Here is an 18,618-nt window from a genome sequence, read left to right as displayed (position 1 = left end):
CGCATCGTCCGGACAGGTCGCGCTCTGGATCGCTTCGGCTCCGCCTCGCGATGACGGAGTCCGGCGTATCCCGAAGCGACCAGCCGGAAACGGTCTTGGAGCGCTTTCCGACGAAGTGGACACCGGTTCGTCGAAAGAAAGCGCGGCACAACAAAGGCTCGAGTTGCGCCCGGCCACGGACCGCGCTCCCGCAGCCGGCGCTGCGGGAGCTGCGTGAGAGACACTCAGGCGGGCACGGCGGCGGCTTCGGCGTCGGCGAGATGGCGGCGCATCCGGGCGGCGAGCACCCGGACGTTGGGTTCCAGCACCATGCCGTCGTGGTCCCCTGAGACCTGCACGATGGAGAGGTCCGGCAGGTAGGGCGACCAGCCGTTGTCCTCGCGGATCAGCGAGCGGTTGACGTCGAGCCGGCGCCCGCCGGAGAGGCGGTGCAGGACCTGCACCTGAGGCCGGTAGAGGACCACCCGTCCGGCATAGGGATGCAGCACCAGTCGGTCGAGGGCGCGGCGGAAGGCAGCCTCGATGGCGTCGTTGTGGAACTGCTCGGCCCCCATCTCCCGGGGCGCGGCCATGCGCTCGCGCAGGCGCATCGCCTCCCAGCGGGCGCGGCGCCGGAGCCATTCGGTGAGGAAGCCGCCGCCCTTGGCCCGGAACTCCTGCGCCTTCATGGTCAGCCGGTCGGTGACCGAGAGCGTCACGCGCTGGGGCACCGGCGTGTCGAGGAGCAGCACGGCCGCGACCGCCTCGCCCTCCTCGCGCAGGCGCCGGGCCATCGCCATGGCGGCGAGCCCGCCGCCGGAGAAGCCCCCGAGCAGGTAGGGCCCGTGCGGCTGCACCGCGCGGATCTCGGCGCAGTAGTCGCGCGCCATCTCCTCGAAGGTCTCGTGCGGCGCGTGCTCGCCGTAGAGGCCCCGCGCCTGCAGGCCGTAGACCGGCCGCTCCGCGCCGATCTGCAGGGCGAGGTGGCGCAGGTTGAGCACGTTGCCGAACATGCCGGCGCAGAGGAAGAACGGCGTGCGCGCCGCGTCCGCCCGCACCTGCATCGGCACCACGTGCAGCCATTTCGGGGCGGCTGCCCCTGCCATCCCGGCCGGCGCCGGCTTCGAGCCGCCCTCGCCGGCGGGAGCCGCCGCATCCGGCCGGTCGCCGAGCAGAGCCGCGAGAGCGGCGATGGTGGGCGCCTCGAACAGCACCGAGATCGGCAGATCGGCCCCGAAGCGCTCACGCACCTTGCGCAGCAGCCGCACGGCGATGAGCGAGTGGCCGCCGACCTCGAAGAAGTTGTCCTCGACCCCGACCCGGGCGATGCCGAGAAGTTCGGTCCAGAATCCGACCAGCGCCCGCTCGGTCTCGGTGCGCGGCGCGAGATAGGCCGCCTCGCTCTCGGGCCGCTCGAACAGCGAGGGGCGCGGGGCGGCCTCGGAGGGCGGCGCGGCGGCGCGGGCGCGCAGCGCGCCGAGATCCATCGAGCTGACGACGACCTGCGGCCGCCGGGCCCCGAGCGCCCGGAACAGGGCCTCGACGCCCTCCTCCGGGCGGATGCCCTGGCGGACGAGGGCGGCGAGCGCCCGCGCCGCGGAGGCCGACGCCTGGGGCGCCTCGACCCGCGGCGCCGCGACCTCGATGCCCGCCTCGGACGCCTCCAGCGTGACGCCGCCGGGCAGGCGCCTCACCGTGAAGCCCTCGACCTCCAGCACCGGAGCACCGCCGGCATCGGTGATGCTGATGTCGAAGCTCGCGAAGCCCTCGCCCTCGCTGGCACCGAGCCGGATGCGGCTCGTCACCTCGGCGGGCAGCGGGCCGTGCACCCGCAGGCGGCGATAGGTGACCGGCACCCAGAGCGCGGCGGTCGCGTCGTAGCCCGGCACGAGCGCCATGGCGCACCCGGTGGCGATGTCGAGCAGCGCCGGGTGCAGCAGGAAGCCCGCTTCGAGGTCGGCGCGGTGGCGGGGATCGAGGGCGAGCCGGGCGACCGCCGTGTCGTCGGCAATGGCGAGGCTGCGCAGCACCCGCCAGCGCGGGCCGAAGCGCAGGTGCGCCTCCTGCACCGAGGGAATGGCCGGAGGCAGCGCCTCGACCGGCGCGGGAATGGCCGCGCCCGGCGCGGCGCCGGGGATCAGGCGGATGCGTCCCTGCGCGTGGCGGCGGAAACCGGACCGCCCCCCCGCGCTCGCGAGGCTGCGCACGTCGAGACGGAATCCGTCGCCCTGCGGCTCCAGGCGCACCTGCACCCGGGCGCTCTGCCCGTCGGGGACGTGGAGCGGGCGCAGGAAGACGAGATCCTCCAGCATGAAGCCGCCCTCCAGCCCGTGCTCGCGCAGGGCCTGGGCCGCGATCTCGAGATAGCCGGTGCCGGGCCAGATCGCCTCGCCCGAGGCCATCCGGTGCTCGTCGAGAACCCAGGCGGCGCTCCCTTCCGCGGCGCTCCAGCTTCCTTCGAGGCAGTGGCCGCCGGCGCCGTCCTCGGCCCAGGCGGTGAAGAGCGGGCCGCGCGGGGCCGGCCGCGACGGCAGGGCGCGCGCCGGTGCGACGGCGCGGGCGGCGAGCCCGATCTCGTTCCAGATGCCCCAGTGGATCGCCACCGTGCGGCAGCCGGCGCGATGCGCCTGCGCTTCCGCGAAGGCGTTCAGGTAGGCGTTGGCCGCCACGTAATCGACCTGGCCCGCCGGGGCCGTGTCGGCGCTGGTGGAGGAGAACAGGACGAAGAGATCGAGGGGATCGTCCAGGGTCAGGGCGTGGAGGTTGCGCGTGCCGTGGATCTTCGGGGCGAGCACCGCCTCGATCTCGGCCTCGCTCTTGAGGGCGACGAGCCCGTCGCGCACGAGGCCGGCGGCGTGGATCACGCCGTTGATCGGCCCGAAGGCGGCGCGCGCCTCGGCGACCACCGCGCCCAGCTCCTCCGGGTTGCTGATGTCGGCGCAGCCGTAGAGCACCTGCGCGCCGAGCGCTTCGAGCCCGCGGATGCGCGCGATCGCCCGCCCCGTCCGGCCCTGCCCGCCATGCACGCGCAGGAGATCGTCCCACAGGGCGCGCTCGGGCAGGATCGTGCGGCCCACGAGCACGAGCCGGGCGCGGTAGCGGCGGGCCAGGGCCTCGCAGACGGTTCCCGCGATGTCGCCGAGACCGCCGGTGACGAGGTAGACACCGCCCTCGCGGAAGGCCGCTTCGCCGGCTTCCGCCAGGGCGAGGGGCGCGAAGTCCAGGCTCCAGCGCCGATCGCGGTGGTAGGCCACGGTTTCGGTGGCCGGTTCGGCCATCAGGTCGTCCCACAGCCGCTCGAAATCGCCGCCGGGTGCCTCGGTCCGGGCCGCGCGCCCGCGGCCGGACCGGGCAGCCAGGTCGAGCCGGTCGAGATCGATGGTGCGGATCGTGACGCCCGGCATCTCCTTCGGGATGACGAGGGCGGGCCCGAGCACCGTCGCCTTGTCCGGCTGGGCGGGCACGCGGTCTGCGACCGCCTGCATCCCGCGCGTCACGACCGTGGCGTGGAGGGTCGCCTCGCCCATCGCCTGCATCAGGCCGACGATGCAGGAGAAGCCGCGCTCCAGGACGTGGTGGAACGGGCTGGAGCCCGGCCGGACCTGCTCCTCCCGCGTCATCAGCCAGAGGTGGAGGAGACGGTCGGGGCGGCGTCCGTCGGCGTCGAGCGCCTGGACCAGCGCCTCGTAGCCGGGCCGGCCGTCCTCGGGGCAGAGTGCGTAGAGTTCGGGCCCGCGCCGGCCGAACAGGTCGCCCGGCACCACCTCGGTCACCCGGTGCCCGGCCGCGCGCAGCCGCGCGACGAGGGCTTGCCCGACCGGCTCCTCGTCACGGAAGACGAGCCAGGTGCGGGAGGTGGCATCGGCCTCGACCTCCAGCGCCGCCGCCGATTGCCGCCAGACCGGACGGTAGCCCCAGGCCGCGATGTCGGCCCGCTTCTCAGGCACCGCCTCGGCCGCGCCGGGAGCGACCCGCTCCACGGCGTCGAGGAAGTAGCGCTGGTGCTGGAACGGATAGGTCGGCAGCGCCACACGGCGGCAGTCGCGACCCTGCCAGAGCATCCCCGGATCGAGGGCGAGACCGGTCGCCCAGGCCCGGCCGAAAGCGGCGAGGAAGGCGAGGCGGGCATCCGTCGCCTCGTCGGCGTGGGGCAGGCTGTTGAGGATGGCGTTGGCGGGAATCGTCCCCTGCGCCTTGGCGAGCGAGGCCAGGGTGCGGCCCGGACCGACCTCGACGTAGATGCGGCCCCGGTCGGCGGCGAGCAGGGCGAGGCCGTCGGCGAAGCGCACGGTCGAGCGCAGGTGCGAGACCCAGTAGAGCGGATCGCAGGCCTGCGCCTCGGTGAGCCAGGTACCGGTGAGGTTCGAGACGACGGGAATCGTCGGCGGGCGCAGCTTTAGCGTGCGCAGATAGGCCTCGAAGCGCGGCAGGATCGGATCGAGCATCCGCGAATGGGCGGCGATGCTGATCGCCACCGGGGCGGTCTCGACGCCCTGCGCCGTCAAGGCCTCGCCGAAGGCGGCGAGCGCGTCGGCGGGGCCCGAGACGACGCAGAGCGCCGGCCCGTTCACCGAGGCGAGGTCGAGGGTGTCGGGAAGCCGGGCCCGCAGCGCCGCGGCATCGAGCGCGACGCTGAGCATGCCGCCGGCGGACACCGTGTCGAACAATTCGCCGCGCAGGCGCACGAGGCCGACCGCCTCGCGGAAGGTCATGATTCCGGCGACGCAGGCGGCGGCGTTCTCGCCCATGGAATGGCCGATCAGCGCCGCGGGCTTCAGGCCGCGGGCCTGCCAGAGCCGGGCGAGCGCGACCTCGCAGATCAGGATCGCCGGCAGCTGGCGCGAGGGGCGCAAGAGCCACTGCGCGGCGTCCGACCCGCGGGACTCGGCTCCGAGCCAATGGGCGCGGATCTCGGCGGCGGCCTCCGGGGAGAGGTAGCCCAAACCTTCGTCCAGAGCGGCGCGGAAGACCGGCTCGCCCTCGTAGAGACCGCGCGCCATGCCGGGATGCTGCGCGCCCCCGCCCGGGAACAAGAACGCGGCGCCCGAGGCATCGGGCACGAGCGTATGGGTGTGGAGGCGCCGCCCGTCGCCGCCGGTGAGCAGGGCGACCGCCTCGGCCCGGCTCCCCGCCGCCAGCACCCGGCGGTGCTCGAAATGGCGCCGGCCGCTCCACAGGGTGTAGGCGGCATCCGCCAGCGGCAGGTCGGGCCGGCGCTCCAGCTCGGCCGCGAGCGCACGGCCCGCCTCGTCGAGCGCCGCGCGGCTGCGGGCCGAGAGCACGATGAGTTCAGGCCCTTCCGCTCCGGCGGCGGGGCGGGCGCGGGCGGCGGGGGCCGCCTCCAGGATGGCGTGGGCGTTGGTGCCGCCGACGCCGAGCGCGTTGACCGCGGCCCGGCGCGGGCCGCCGCCGCGCGGCCAGGGGGTGAGCCGGTCGGCGACGGTGAAGGGGCTGCCGGCGAAGTCGATCGCCGGGTTCGGCCGCTCGAAGCCGAGGCTTGCCGGGATCTCCCCGTGCCGCAGGGCGAGCAGCGCCTTGATGAGGCCGACGATGCCCGCGGCGGTGTCGAGATGGCCGATATTGGTCTTGACCGAGCCGACCCGGCAGAAGCCGGTGCGCCCCGTGCTCTGGCGGAAGGCCTGGGTCAGGGCGGCGATCTCGATCGGGTCGCCGAGATAGGTGCCGGTGCCGTGGCACTCGACGTACTGGATCGAGTCGGCGTCGATTCCGGCAAGGCCCTGCGCCTCCACGATCGCGCGGGCCTGCCCGTCGATGCTGGGGGCGAGGTAGCCGGCCTTGCCCGCGCCGTCGTTGTTGATCGCGGTCGCCTTGATGACCCCCTGGATGGGGTCGCCGTCGCGCAGGGCGTCGCCGAGGCGGCGCAGGACGACGACGCCGACGCCGGAGCCGAACACCGTGCCGGCGGCGCGGTGGTCGAAGGCGCGGCAGACGCCGTCGGGCGCCAGGATCTCGCCCTCCTGAGCGAGGTAGCCGCGCCGGTGCGGCAGCTCGATGGTGACGCCGCCGGCCAGAGCCATGTCGCATTCGCGGGCGAGCAGGCTCTGGCAGGCCGAGTGGACCGCCACCAGGGAGGTCGAGCAGGCGGTCTGCACGTTCACGCTCGGTCCCTTCAGATCGAACAGGAACGAGGCGCGAGTCGTGAGGAAGTCCTTGTCGTTGCCGGTATGGCGCAGCAGGAACAGGCCCGTTTCCTCGACCAGCTCCCGGTGGCTCAGCACGTTGTCGTAGAAGTAGCTGCCCATGCCGCAGCCGGCGAAGACGCCCACGGGGCCGGCCTCGCGCTCCGGCGGGCGGGCGGCGCTCTCCATCGCCTCCCAAGCGCATTCGAGGAAGTGGCGGTGCTGCGGGTCCATCACCGCGGCCTCCTTCGGGCTCATCCCGAAGAAGCCGGCATCGAACCCTTCCATGTCGGGCAGGTCGGCGCAGACCGCGACGTAGTTCGGCAGCCGGGAGCGGGCGGGCGATTCGCCCGCCGCGTCCAGCTCCTCCAGCGTCAGCGGGCGGATCGAGCTGACGCCGCCGCGCAGGTTCTCCCAGAACTCGCGAGTGTTGCGGGCGCCCGGAACCCGCAGGGCCATGCCGATCACGGCGATGTCGGTCTCCGAAACCTCGGCTTCGGTGGCGGCAAAGGCGGAGGGTGGCGGGGAGACGGACATGGAACGGTCGAGCCCTCTTGCGGCGCGGCTTGAGCGCCCCTCGGTGGAGGGTGCGCGCATCGCTCAGGCTAGCGAGAGGCGGGGTCGAGCCGCCATCCGGCCAAAACGAGGGGCCGCCCGTCCGTCGGGCGGCGCCCCCTCTCCCCCGGAAGGCGTAGCGGTCGCTCGATTGGCGGCGTGGAGCCGCACGCCCGGCGGGACTTAAGAGCAGGAGGCGTCACTTCCTCCGCCGCCGCGGCGGATCTGCTCGCAAGAAGTCCCAACAAGGGTCCGCGACGGGTCGGCTCGGCGCATCCGAACACCGAAGGCAAACGGCGATGAGGGCTTCCACCGAACGTCGGCTCGTCCTGATGGGCGACCAGTCGCTGCTGGCGCAGTGCGGCGAGACCGCCCTGCGGCGCGGGCACCGGATCGTGGCGGTGGTGACGGCGAGCGATGCGGTCGCGCGCTGGGCCGACGCGGCGGGGCTGCCCGTGATCGAGGCCGGGACCGACATCGCCGCGGCGCTGGCGGAGGACGCCTTCGACTGGTTCCTCTCGATCGCCAACCTGCGCATCGTGCCCCGCAGCGTCTGGGGCCGGGCCCTGGAGGGCGCGGCGAACTTCCATGACGGGCCGCTGCCGCTCTATGCCGGCCTCAACACCCCCGCCTGGGCGATCCTGAACGGCGAGGCGAGCCACGGCATCACCTGGCACGCCATGACCGAGGCGGTCGATGCCGGCGGCGTCTACGTCGCCCGGCGCTTCGAGATCGCCCCGGACGAGACGAGTTTCAGCCTCAACGGCCGCTGCTTCGAGGCCGGCATCGAGAGCTTCGGCGAATTGCTCGACGGGATCGAGGCGGGCACCCTCGCGCCCCGGCCGCAGGAGCCGGGACCGCTGACGCTCTACCGCCGCACGGCGCGCCCCGAGGCCGCCGGGCTTCTACGCTTCGACCGACCGGCCGAGGAACTGGCCCGGCTCGCCCGCGCGCTGGATTTCGGGCCGGGCTACGCCAACCCGCTGCTGACGCCCAAGATCGGCATGAACGGGCGCGCCTACCCGGTCGCCTCCGTGACGGCGACCGGCGCTTTGACCGTGTCGCCCCCCGGCACGGTGCTGGCCGCCGACGCGGACGGCCTCACCGTCGCGGCGCTCGACGGGGTGGTGCGGGTCGAAGGCCTGCGGCATGAGGACGGCACGGCTCTGGCCGCGGACACCCTCGCGACCGCGGGCGACGCCCTGCCGCTCTTCGAGGCCGACGCGCTCGCCCCCATCGCCCACGCCGCCGAAATTGCAGTCCGCAACGAGGCCTGGGGCGAGGCGCGCCTCGCCGCCCTCGCGCCCCTGGCACTCCCGGAGATCCGCCCCGAGGGCGTGGGCGCGATGCACCTCCACACGTTGCGCGTTGCCCTGCCCCCCGCGCTCTCCGGAGAGCGCGCCCTGGCGATGCTCGCCGCCTACCTTGCCCGCGTCTCCGGCGAGGGCCGCTTCGACGTCGCCTACGCGGGTGCCCATGTGGGCGCGGCCGGGCGTGACCATCCGGGGCTGTTCAGCCCCGTTCTGCCGCTGCGCATCGCGGCGGAGGGGATGACGGGCGCCGCCCTGGAGCGAGCGCTTGCGGCCGAGATCGCGGCCTTGCGGGCGCGGGCGACACTGCCCGCCGACCTGCCGCTGCGCCGGCCCGGCCTCACCGTGCCGCGCTACGGCGTCGGTCTGGTCGAGGCCGAAATGCCCGGCCCGGAGCACGCCGTTCCCGACTGCCCCCTCACACTGGTGGCCGGAGGAAGCGAGGCGCTGATCGTCTACGACGTCGCCCGCCTCCCCAGGGACGACGCGGAGGCGCTGGCGGAGCGCATCGCGACCTTCGCCGCCGCCTTCGCCGCCGCGACCGACCGGACGATCGACGATCTGCCGCTGCTCTCGGAGGCGTGGCGCGAGCGGATGCTGGTCGCCTGGAACCGCACGGAGACGCCCTACGAGGCGGCCTGCATCCACGCTCTGATCGAGCGGCAGGTCGATCGCACTCCCGAGGCCACCGCCCTCGTCGCGGGCGCCGAGAGCCTGAGCTACCGCGCGCTGGACGAGCGGGCCAACCGGGTCGCCCACGCCCTGCGGGCCCGCGGCGTCGGGCCGGACCAGCCGGTCGGGCTCTACGCCGCCCGCGGGCTCGACCTCGTGGTCGGGGCGCTGGCGATCCAGAAGGCCGGCGGCGCCTACGTGCCGCTCGATCCAGCCTATCCGCGCGAGCGGCTGGCCCTGATGATCGAGGATAGCGGCCTCTCCGTCGTCCTGACGCAGCGCGCGCTGGCCGGCTCGGTGCCGGGCGCGCCCGAGACCATCCTCTACATCGAGGAGGCGGGCACAGGCTCGGCGACCCGGCCGGAATCCGGCGTCGGCCCGGCGCACGCCGCCTACGTCATCTACACCTCGGGCTCGACCGGGCGGCCGAAGGGCGTCGTGGTCGAGCACCGCAACGTCGCGAACTTCTTCGCCGGCATGGACGAGCGGATCGCCCGCGACGGGCCGGAGCCGCAGCCCGAGCAGCAACCCACTTGGCTCGCAGTCACGAGCCTGTCCTTCGACATCTCGGTGCTGGAGCTATTCTGGACGCTCGCGCGCGGCTTCAAGGTTGTGGTGGCCGCTCCCCCGACGGGTACGGCGGCCGCGCCGGCCGCCGTACCGATGGAATTCAGCCTGTTCCACTGGGGGCAGGCCGAGCGCGGCGGCGAGATGTACCGCCTGCTCTTGGAGAGCGCCCGCTTCGCCGACGCCCACGGCTTCACCGCGGTCTGGACACCCGAGCGCCACTTCCACGATTTCGGCGCGCCCTACCCCAACCCGGCGGTGACCGGGGCCGCGGTCGCGGCCGTGACCTCGCGGGTCGCGATCCGGGCCGGAAGCTGCGTCCTGCCGCTGCACCACCCGGCCCGCGTCGCCGAGGAATGGGCGGTGGTGGACAATCTCAGCGGGGGACGGGCCGGCATCGCCTTCGCCTCCGGCTGGATGCCGGAAGACTTCCTGCTGCGCCCCGAGAACGCCCCGCCGCGCAACAAGGACGCGCTGGTGCGCGACCTCGACACCGTGCGGCGCCTGTGGCGCGGCGAGGCGGTCGCCTTCGATGGGCCCGGCGGCACGACCGACGTGGTCACACAGCCCCGGCCCGTCTCCCGGGAACTCCCGGTCTGGATCACCACCGCCGGCAATCCCGACAGCTTCCGCGAGGCCGGGCGCCTGGGCGCCAACCTGCTGACCCACCTGCTCGGGCAGTCGGTCGAGGAACTGGGCGAGAAGATCGCGATCTACCGCGCGGCGCTCGCCGAGGCCGGGCACGACCCGGCGGCCCACACCGTGACGCTGATGCTCCACACGCTGCTCGGCGAGGACCGGGAGGCCGTGCGCGCCCTGGCGCGGGAGCCGATGCGGGAATACCTGCGCAGCGCCGCCGCCCTGGTGAAGCAGTACGCCTGGGCCTTCCCGGCCTTCAAGCGCCCGGCCGGCGTGACCCAGCCCATGGCGCTCGACCTGCGCACCCTCGAACCCGAGGAGATGGACGCGATCCTCGACTTCGCCTTCGAGCGCTACTTCGAGGATAGCGGCCTGTTCGGTACGCGGGACGACGCCCTCGCCCGCGCCGCGCAGGTGAAGGCGGTCGGCGTCGACGAGATCGCCTGCCTGATCGATTTCGGCCTGCCCACCGCCACGGTGCTGGAGCGCCTGCACCCGCTCGCCGCCGTGGTGGCGGCCTGCAACCGCGGGGAGGCCGAGGCATTGGAAGAGCCTGATGGGCTCGGCGCGCTGATCCGCCGTCACCGGGTCAGTCACCTGCAATGCACGCCCTCCATGGCCCGCATGCTGCTGGGTTCGCCCGAGGATCGCGCCGGGCTCGGCGCGCTGCGTCACCTCCATGTCGGCGGCGAGGCCGTGTCCGGCGATCTCGTCGCGGAGCTTCGGGCGGCGGGTGTCGCCACGATCACCAGCATGTACGGACCGACCGAGACGACGATCTGGTCCTCGACGCACGAGGCCCTGCCGGGCACCGGCACGGTGCCGCTCGGCCGCCCCATCGCCAACACGCAGCTCTACGTGCTCGACGCGCGGATGCGGCCCCTGCCGCCGCTTCTGCCCGGTGAACTCTATATCGGCGGCGACGGCGTGGCCCGGGGCTACCTCAACCGTCCCGACCTCACCGCCGAGCGCTTCCTCGACGATCCCTTCGCGGGGGGCGGGCGCCTCTATCGCACCGGCGACCTCGTGCAGTTCGAGCCGGACGGGACGCTGCGCTTCCTCGGGCGCATCGACGGTCAGGTGAAGCTGCGCGGCCACCGGATCGAACTCGGTGAGATCGAGACCGCCCTGCGCGGGCAAACCGGTGTCGGGGAGGCCGTGGCGATCGTGCGGGAGGACCGGCCGGGCGATCAGCGCCTTATCGCCTACATCGTGCCCGACGGCCTCTGCCCCTCCGCCGAGACGCTGCGTGCGGCGCTGGCGCGGACCCTGCCGGAGATCATGGTCCCGGCCCATGTCGTGACGCTGGAGCGCCTGCCGCTCACGCCCAACGCCAAGATCGACCGCAAGGCGCTGCCGGCCCCCATGCTGGAAGCGGCCCCGGCCGCAGCGGAGGTGGAGGCCGAGGCGGCCGAGCCAGCCGACGGGCTGGAGGCGGCGATCGCGGGCGTGTTCGGCCGGGTGCTGGGGCTGGAGCGGGTGGCGGGTGACGCCAGCTTCTTCGCGCTCGGCGGCCATTCGCTGCTGGCGATGCAGGCGCATCGCGACCTCAAGGCGAGCGTCGCGCCCCGGCTCGGCATCACCGACCTGTTCCGCTTCCCCTCGGCGCGGGCGCTGGCGCGCCACCTCGCCGATGCGGGCGCCGCCGACGCGGCTCTGGCCAGCGTCTCCTCCCGCGCCGCCCAGCGCCGCAACGCCCTGCGCGGCCGGGGCGTCGCCCTGCGCGAGACCCGCGACGCGGGCTGAGGCTGCGGGCGCTTCGCCGAAAGGCGTAGCGCCCGGCGCATTCGGCCGAGGACCTCAGCCGGACGCATCCGCCCCGCGCACCGCCGCCCACGAATGGTCAAGTCGCAGTGCGGGCGCGGGCGCACCTAGGATCTTTCGGCGCAATGTTGCGGCGCGATCGTTTCGGCGGCCGGCATCGACGGGATGGCCATGACTGCTCTTCTTGCTCCCTCCCCCACGAAACGCCTGAGCGCGGCCGTATTTCTCGGCCTGTGCCTGCTCGGGGCGAGCCCGCGGGCCGCCGCCGAGACGGTGCAGTACCGGCTCGGCGCGCAGGACAGGCTGCGCATCCACGTCTACGAATGGCCGGCCCTGACCGGCGAGTTCACGGTCGGCGCCGACGGGATGCTATCGCTGCCGCTGATCGGGCAGGTGTCGGTCACCGGCCTCCAGACCGCGGATCTCTCCCAGGAGATCTCGACCCGCCTCAAGGCCCGCGCCGGCCTGACGGAACCGCCGGACACCGCCGTCGGCATCGCCCAGTACCGGCCCTTCTACGTGATCGGCGGGGTCGAGCGCTCGGGCGAGTACACCTACCGGCCGGGCATGCTTGTGCTCAACGCCGTCAGCATCGCCGGCGGCGCCTATCGCCGGCCGGAATCGGCGAGCAGCTGGCCCATCCATGTCGAGCGCCTGCGGGCGGATGCCGAGTTGCCGATCCTGCGGCAGAAGAAGCGGGAGCTTCTCGCCCGGGAGGCCCGGCTGAAAGCCGAGATCGCCAGCCTGGAGAAGCAGACCCCCTCCCCCGCCGCGAACCCTGCGGCGCCCGAGGGCGTGCCGGGCCTGACGGCCGGCGAGCAGCGGATGTACGGCGCCCAGCGCTCGCACCAGATCAACGAGCTGCGGGCCCTGCAGCAGTCGGTCACCCTGCATCAGGAGGAGATCGTCAACCTCAAGGGCCAGCGCGAGGCCGCCGAGAAGCTGCGCCAGTCGGTCCTGCGCGAACTCGCCGAGGTGCGCGAACTGATGGGACGGGGCCTGACGCCGACCTCGCGCATCCTGCCGCTGGAGCGCACGCTGGCGCAGATCGAGCGCGAGCAGAAGGAGCTCGACGCCCAGGCCCTGCGGGCGCGCCAGAGCATCAACACCGCCGAGCGGACCGCCTCCACCGTGCGCGACGAACGCGCCGTGGCCGCCCTGCGCGACCTCCTGGAGGCCCAGGCGCAGCTCACCGATACCGACGGCCGGATCGCCGGCGCCGAGCGGCTGATGCGCGAGAGCGCGATCCAGGCCGGCGAGGCCGCCGTCAACGAGCGCGACGCGCCCACGCATCTGGCCTTCGCCATCGTCCGGGTGGAGGGCGGCGAGGCCCGTGAGTTCGAGGCGCAGGAAACCACGCTCGTGCTGCCCGGCGACATCCTCAAGGTGCAGCTCGTGCGCCGCGAGGCGGCGCAGGGCCTGGCCCAGACCAGCGGCTCCGCCGCGCGCCTCGCCGAGCAGGCGCGGGTGAAGGTGAACCTCGCCACCGAGGCGGTCCCCTGACCGGGCCCTCGGCCGGCTCGGCGCAAGTCGCCCGCGAAGTCGCCCGCCGAACCGCCCCGGACGGGCGAGACCGTACTGAGAGTCGACGCCAATGCTGCACGTCAAGGGTAACCCGGCCAACCTCGTCGGCAACACGCTCCTTCTGGGCGGCGAGGACGAGATCATCGATTGGCGCTGGATGCTGTCGGCGATCCGCCGCCGCCTCGGCCTCATCGTCAAGCTGATGCTGCTCGCGGCCTCGCTCGCGGCGCTCTACGTGGTCATGCGGCCGGTGATCTACACCGCCCACACCCATCTCCTGCTCACGAACCTGAAGCTGACCTTCAGCCGCGACGACGCGCTCTTCGCCGAATCCCTGCCCGACCCCTCCTTCCTCGAAACGCAGATGCAGATCATGCGCTCGGAGAAGATCGCGCTCGCCGTGGCCGACCGCCTCCGCGCGACCGAGGGCGACGAACCCCAGGTGCCGGGCCTGCTGCAGCGGCTGCGCGCGGAGGCCGCCGCCCGGATCGGCGCGCTCGCTTCGCCGGTTCCCGAGGGGGAGACCGAGACGCCCCTCGACGCGATCCTGCGCGACGCGGCCGACGCGATCCGGCCGGCCGCGAGCCAGGATCCGGGCGACCCGGACGAGGCCCGCCGCAAGGCGATGAAGGCGGTTCAGGCCGGCTACAGCGTCGATCGGATCGGCATGAGCAACATCGTGATGATCCGCGCCACCGCCGTCGAGCCCGAGCGGGCGGCCCGGATCGCCAACGAGGTTGCCCGCGCCTACACCGACGATCAGGTCGCGGCGCGGATCGAAGCGGCCCAGTCGGCCAGCATCTGGCTGCGCGAGCGCCTGCGCGACGTCGGGCCGAAGACGCGCGTCATCGCGCAGGCGGCGCCCCCCACGGAGAAGAGCAACCCGCGCGGCATCTTCATCGTCGCGCTCGCGGCGCTGGCGGGGGGTACCCTCGGCGTCACCTACGCGCTGCTGCGGCAGATGTTCGACCGCACGGTGCAGAGCCCGGAGCAGGTGGTGCGGGCGACGGGCGCCCAGTGCCTCGGCATCGTCCCGCGGCTGCGGGGGGCCGGGCTGCTGGCGCGCTGGCGTGACCGCTTCCGCCGGGGAACGCCCCTGCGGCGGCTCTCGATCGCGGATTATGCCGCGACTCATCCCGCCTCGACCTTCGCCCAGACCCTGAGCCACGCCAAGGTCGCGATCGACCTCGGCCTTCCCCCCCGCGCGCCCCGCTGCATCGGCGTCACCGCCGCCTTTGCCGGCGAGGGGGCCTCGACGATGGCCGCCAACCTCGCCCATCTCCTCGCGTCCCGGGGCGAGCGCGTACTGCTGATCGACGGCAACGGCGCCGATCCCGGCCTGACGCGGCGGCTGCTGCGCCGCCCCCAGGACGGGCTGATCGAGTGCCTCGCGGCCGGCAGCGTGAGCGCCGAGGCGGTTCAGGTCGATCCGGCCGACGGGATGCATTTCCTGCCGCTCGGCCACGCCGACGCACCGCGGGCGGCGCCGATCTGGACCGAGGCGATGCGCGGCTTCCTCGCCGCGGCGGGCCGGGACTACGAGACGATCGTCTGCGACCTGCCCCCCCTCGCCTGCGTCGCCGAGGCGCGGGCGGCGGCGCAGTACATGAGCGGCGTGATCCTCGTCGCCGGCTGGCGGCAGGTCGAGGCCGAGCATCTGCGCATCGGCCTCGCCCAGGCGGGTTTGATCCGGGAGAAGCTGCTAGGCGTCGTGCTCAACCGGGTCGACGTCGCCGCGCTTCGCCGCACCGGCTCCCCGGCCGCCGCCTTCCTCTGGCGCGCGAGCGGCCGGGGGCAGGCCTGATCGCGGATTCGGTCGCCCCGTCCCCGCCGTCGTCGCGAGCAGCAGCGCTTGCGGCTCCCACATGAGCGGATCAACGCTCTGTTCCCGACGGCCCTCAATCGCGCCGCTTATGGCGAAGCGCGCGGCGCCCAGCCTGGGGCAAGATCGCGCCAGTCTGGCTCGATGAGGGTATGGAGAGGGTGGGCGCGGGCTTTGGACCTCTACTCTGAAGCAGTCGTTTCGCCTCCAAATCCTTTGCAGCTAGTCTTGAGCGCCTCCCGGGCTGACCGCTCTGTCTCAAAATCTGACGAGAGGAAGGTCTAGCAAGATCGGCGATCCGGTTGGACCGGTTACTTGTCTAAACCATCGTTGAAAATGGCTATATATATTTAATGTATCGTACGATTAGATTTATAAATGTCTTTATCCGATGATATCAAATTACTTTTTGTTCCTCAATATTTCCCCGAGAGATGCGATCCAGCCATGGCCCGGGTGCGTTTCATCAAGCCAGCGCATCAAATCGACTATCTCTTGAACTTTAAGGTTTGGAGCATGACACGAAAAATCGACTATATCCTTCTGCCGCATGTACTTTGCCTTGAAAAGCAAGACCAGCGCAGGAGCTAGATAGGAAATTCCATCGGCATTCATCCGAATTGCCGCCGTTCTAGGCAATCGAATCGAAGGCTGACGCTTGTAAGACCAGATTTCTCGACTTCCTCGCTCCACCATCATATCAACCCGCCAGCAACCCGCGGCCATATCGGCCCCCCAAAATTGCCAGAGATCGACGGGTGCGGGTTCACTTGACGGAAGGTGAACCAGCTTTTCATCGGCAACAGAAAAAAACTCAAGGTCTGACAATCTTTCCCGACAATGCTCGATATGATCCGGAATAACACAAAATTCCAAATCTTCATGAGGGCGCGTCTGATGTCCGCGCCAGATATCCAATGCCCAACCGCCAACCACATACCAACCGCGATTGAATTTCTCAATTCGCGCAAACAATTCGGACGGCGACCATGCGTGCCAATCGTTTTCTGGAATTGGCTCCACCTAAGCACCTGCTTTGGACCCGATGTTTTGTCTGTGACGGTTTTGCGGCGGACTTACCGCTCGTGGCTAGACAGCCGTTCGACAAGTAGCAATTTTTGCCGGCCGCTGGAAGCAGAGGTCGCTTTGTGGAAAAATCCAAGAAACATGCATGATATAAGAAATGCTGCGCCAACAGTGGTTGAGCCTGCGCGGAAATCCGTTGCGCAATGTCCGCACTGGGTCGGATGGCCGTCGCTCTGGGAGCCACGCCTAAGGGCAGAAATCAACTCGCTTCGGTCGTAGGTCGGCATCCACGAAGCCGCCACGACGCGGGCTTTCCGAGGGTCGGCAAAGAGTCGGAAGCAGCCTTTGTCTCATCTGCCCAGGAGCGGGCGTTCGGCGATGCGATCTTCCTGGCAGGTCTGCGGCGTCGCGATAGAGCATCGTCCCGAAAGGTGGCCGCCGGCTTTCGGAAAAAGACGATGCGAAACAAGAGGCTCGAACATCGTGCCGACGCACCTCACGTCGCGGCATTCGCCTCGGCAGGCGCCATCGCAACGAAGGCGATCAAGCCGATCAGAACCATGATCGGCAGCACGATGCAGCCGAAGGCCAGATGGGCGACCCCGAAGGCTCCGCACAGGGCGCCCGCGGCGAAGGTCGCGATGGCCGGCAGCACCCGCAGCAGCCGCGCGCGCGTCGGCGCGGCGTTCCCGGACGTTTTCAGAACGAGATCCATCGCGTCGATGACGGCCTGACTCACGCTCACGGTCATCACCGTGGTGGGAGCCAGATGGCCGAGCGAGAGACGACCGATCGCGTTCTGCACGCCCATGGCCGCGACGGCGAGCATGCCGACGACCAGAGCCGGGGCCCCGTCCGGCGCATCGAGCGGCGACCACAGGGTCCCGCACAAGCCGAAGCCCGCCAGCAGGGCCGCTTCGAGGGCGAGCAGCCAGGGCAGCGGATCGGCCCCCTGTCGCTCCAGGAGCAGCGCGAGGATGCGGGCCCAAGCCACCGCCCCCATGAAAACGGGCAGAGCCAAGACCTTCGCCAGCACGCCGGTCGAACTCGCGACCAATTCGGCGCCGATCAGGACGAAGTTTCCGGTGACATGGGCCGTGAACAGGCCTGTCAGCGCGATGAAGGCCGCGGCATCGACGAAGCCGGCCACGAAAGCGAGGGCGGCTCCGGCGGACGTGCCGCCCCCTGTGATCTGCGGCTTCACGAGAGCTTCCTGAATTGATTGGCGTTGAATGCGTTTCGACGCACGAGAACATCGTGCCGGATATCGTCTCCGGCACGATATTCGCGCCTCTTGTTTCGCATCGTCTTTTTCCGAAAGCCGGCGGCCACCTTTCGGGAGGATGATCTAATCACCGAGCGAATCGACGCTCACCGCGATCGGCGCCCGGGGGTTGGCAAAGTAATCCGGCCATCGATCGCAAAGGAACATGATCGCAAACACCAGCGCGATCGTCGCCAGAAGGAAGGCGAGCGCTTCCGTGACCTGATGCGCCCATCTGCCGAAGGCCGGGATCGCGACGAAGCCGCTGATGAAGATCATGGCTATGGCAACGGGTGCGGTCATCGGAAGAAGTGGCGCTGATGGGGATACCGGTTCGGTCTGGACCCTAAGCCTGCCGGGCTCCGGAGCGTTAAGGATATCGGTTATCACGAACCATGATGAGCAACCTGAACGTCGACCAGATCCGCTCCTTCCTGGCCGTGGTCGAGAGCGGGAGCTTCACGGCTGCCGCGCAGACGCTCGGGGTGCGGCAATCCACGGTCAGCGGGCATATCGCTCGGCTGGAACAGGCGCTGGACCGTTCCCTCCTCATGCGGGACACCCATCGGGTCGCGCCGACGCCGGATGGCCAAGCCATGATCGGCTTCGCGCGCGACGTCTTGGAGGCGCACGACCGGCTTCGCGCCTTCTTCTCGCCGGGCGGCCTGCGCGGCCGCATCCGCCTCGGCGTCTCCGAAGACTACACCGTGTCGGCCCTGGCACAGGTTCTGGCGCGGTTCGCCGAGTGCCACCCTTCGGTGGATCTGCAGCTCACGGTCGGGCTCAGCCGGGCCCTCTACCAGGGCTACGACGCGGGCGAACTGGATGTGATTTTCTGCAAGCGCCGACGCGGCGATCCGCGCGGCGCGTTGGCCTGGGCGGAGGAGCTGATCTGGGCAGGCCGACCGGGCTTGGTTCCCGATCCGGCGCTGGCCTTGCCGCTGGTCCTCTATCCGCCGCCTTCGATGACGCGCACCCTGGCACTCGATGCTCTCGAAGCCGCGGGCCGCTCCTGGCGGATCGCCTGCACCAGCGGCAGCCTGATGGGGCTGCGCGCTGCCGTCGAAGCGGGTCTGGGCATCACGCCGCACTCGGCCAGGGCGATGCCGCCGGGACTGGCCCCGATCCCGGAGACGGCCGGGTTGCCCCCGATCGGAGAGGTCGAATTCGTGGTGCTCGGCTCAGGCCGCCAGCATGCCGTCGCGACAGCGCTGCAGGAGACGATCCTCGCAAGCACGGCGGAGCTTCAAGCCGTCCGTGAGGGTTGAGCCCCTCGCCGTCGAGCACCGCACGGCGCCTGTGGAGGGACCGGCAAGGGATCGCCATCCGGGATTCACATCGGACCACGGTCGCGTT

General features: G+C 71.6%; 8 protein-coding genes. 4 read left to right on the top strand and 4 right to left on the bottom strand.

Annotated features, from left to right (window positions below; genetic code table 11):
- Positions 1-224: 224 nt before the first annotated feature.
- Entirely contained in the window at positions 225-6,656 is a 6,432-nt protein-coding gene (locus ACPCJR_RS18020; RefSeq protein WP_391513394.1) for an SDR family NAD(P)-dependent oxidoreductase, read from the bottom strand.
- 317 nt (positions 6,657-6,973) lie between these two features.
- Between ACPCJR_RS18020 and ACPCJR_RS18015 the strand changes: the two genes are divergently transcribed.
- From ACPCJR_RS18015 to ACPCJR_RS18005, 3 genes are all read left to right on the top strand, one after another.
- Complete coding sequence (locus ACPCJR_RS18015) at positions 6,974-11,608, top strand: MupA/Atu3671 family FMN-dependent luciferase-like monooxygenase (RefSeq protein ID WP_391513395.1); 4,635 nt, start codon at positions 6,974-6,976, stop codon at positions 11,606-11,608.
- Positions 11,609-11,797: 189 nt separating this feature from the next.
- Positions 11,798-13,129 (top strand): polysaccharide biosynthesis/export family protein, encoded by a 1,332-nt coding sequence (locus ACPCJR_RS18010; RefSeq protein WP_391513397.1) that lies wholly within the window; start codon positions 11,798-11,800, stop codon positions 13,127-13,129.
- Positions 13,130-13,220: 91 nt separating this feature from the next.
- Complete coding sequence (locus ACPCJR_RS18005) at positions 13,221-14,954, top strand: Wzz/FepE/Etk N-terminal domain-containing protein (protein ID WP_391513399.1); 1,734 nt, start codon at positions 13,221-13,223, stop codon at positions 14,952-14,954.
- 420 nt (positions 14,955-15,374) lie between these two features.
- On the opposite strand, the gene ACPCJR_RS18000 is transcribed toward ACPCJR_RS18005, so the two are convergent.
- The 3 genes from ACPCJR_RS18000 to ACPCJR_RS17990 form a co-directional block, all read right to left on the bottom strand.
- Complete coding sequence (locus ACPCJR_RS18000) at positions 15,375-15,995, bottom strand: nucleotidyltransferase domain-containing protein (RefSeq protein WP_391513401.1); 621 nt, start codon at positions 15,993-15,995, stop codon at positions 15,375-15,377.
- Positions 15,996-16,494: 499 nt separating this feature from the next.
- The gene (locus ACPCJR_RS17995; protein ID WP_391513403.1) at positions 16,495-17,202 is read right to left on the bottom strand and encodes a YoaK family protein; all 708 of its coding nucleotides are present in this window, start codon (positions 17,200-17,202) and stop codon (positions 16,495-16,497) included.
- Positions 17,203-17,346: 144 nt separating this feature from the next.
- Positions 17,347-17,541 (bottom strand): hypothetical protein, encoded by a 195-nt coding sequence (locus tag ACPCJR_RS17990; RefSeq protein ID WP_391516810.1) that lies wholly within the window; start codon positions 17,539-17,541, stop codon positions 17,347-17,349.
- Between the two features lie 119 nt (positions 17,542-17,660).
- Between ACPCJR_RS17990 and ACPCJR_RS17985 the strand changes: the two genes are divergently transcribed.
- Positions 17,661-18,530 (top strand): LysR substrate-binding domain-containing protein, encoded by an 870-nt coding sequence (locus tag ACPCJR_RS17985; RefSeq protein ID WP_391513407.1) that lies wholly within the window; start codon positions 17,661-17,663, stop codon positions 18,528-18,530.
- Positions 18,531-18,618 lie beyond the last annotated feature (88 nt).

It is taken from the genome of Methylobacterium sp. NPDC097929 (assembly GCF_049543375.1).
Taxonomy (GTDB): domain Bacteria; phylum Pseudomonadota; class Alphaproteobacteria; order Rhizobiales; family Beijerinckiaceae; genus Methylobacterium.
This window is presented reverse-complemented; position numbering and strand designations above follow the sequence as displayed.

Coding starts and splice junctions, on each gene's coding strand:
- ACPCJR_RS18020 (WP_391513394.1), bottom strand. CDS start 6,656: ATGTCCGTCTCCCCGCCACCCTCCGCCTTTGCCGCCACCGAAGCCGAG.
- ACPCJR_RS18010 (WP_391513397.1), top strand. CDS start 11,798: ATGACTGCTCTTCTTGCTCCCTCCCCCACGAAACGCCTGAGCGCGGCC.
- ACPCJR_RS17990 (WP_391516810.1), bottom strand. CDS start 17,541: ATGATCTTCATCAGCGGCTTCGTCGCGATCCCGGCCTTCGGCAGATGG.
- ACPCJR_RS17985 (WP_391513407.1), top strand. CDS start 17,661: ATGAGCAACCTGAACGTCGACCAGATCCGCTCCTTCCTGGCCGTGGTC.
- ACPCJR_RS18005 (WP_391513399.1), top strand. CDS start 13,221: ATGCTGCACGTCAAGGGTAACCCGGCCAACCTCGTCGGCAACACGCTC.
- ACPCJR_RS18015 (WP_391513395.1), top strand. CDS start 6,974: ATGAGGGCTTCCACCGAACGTCGGCTCGTCCTGATGGGCGACCAGTCG.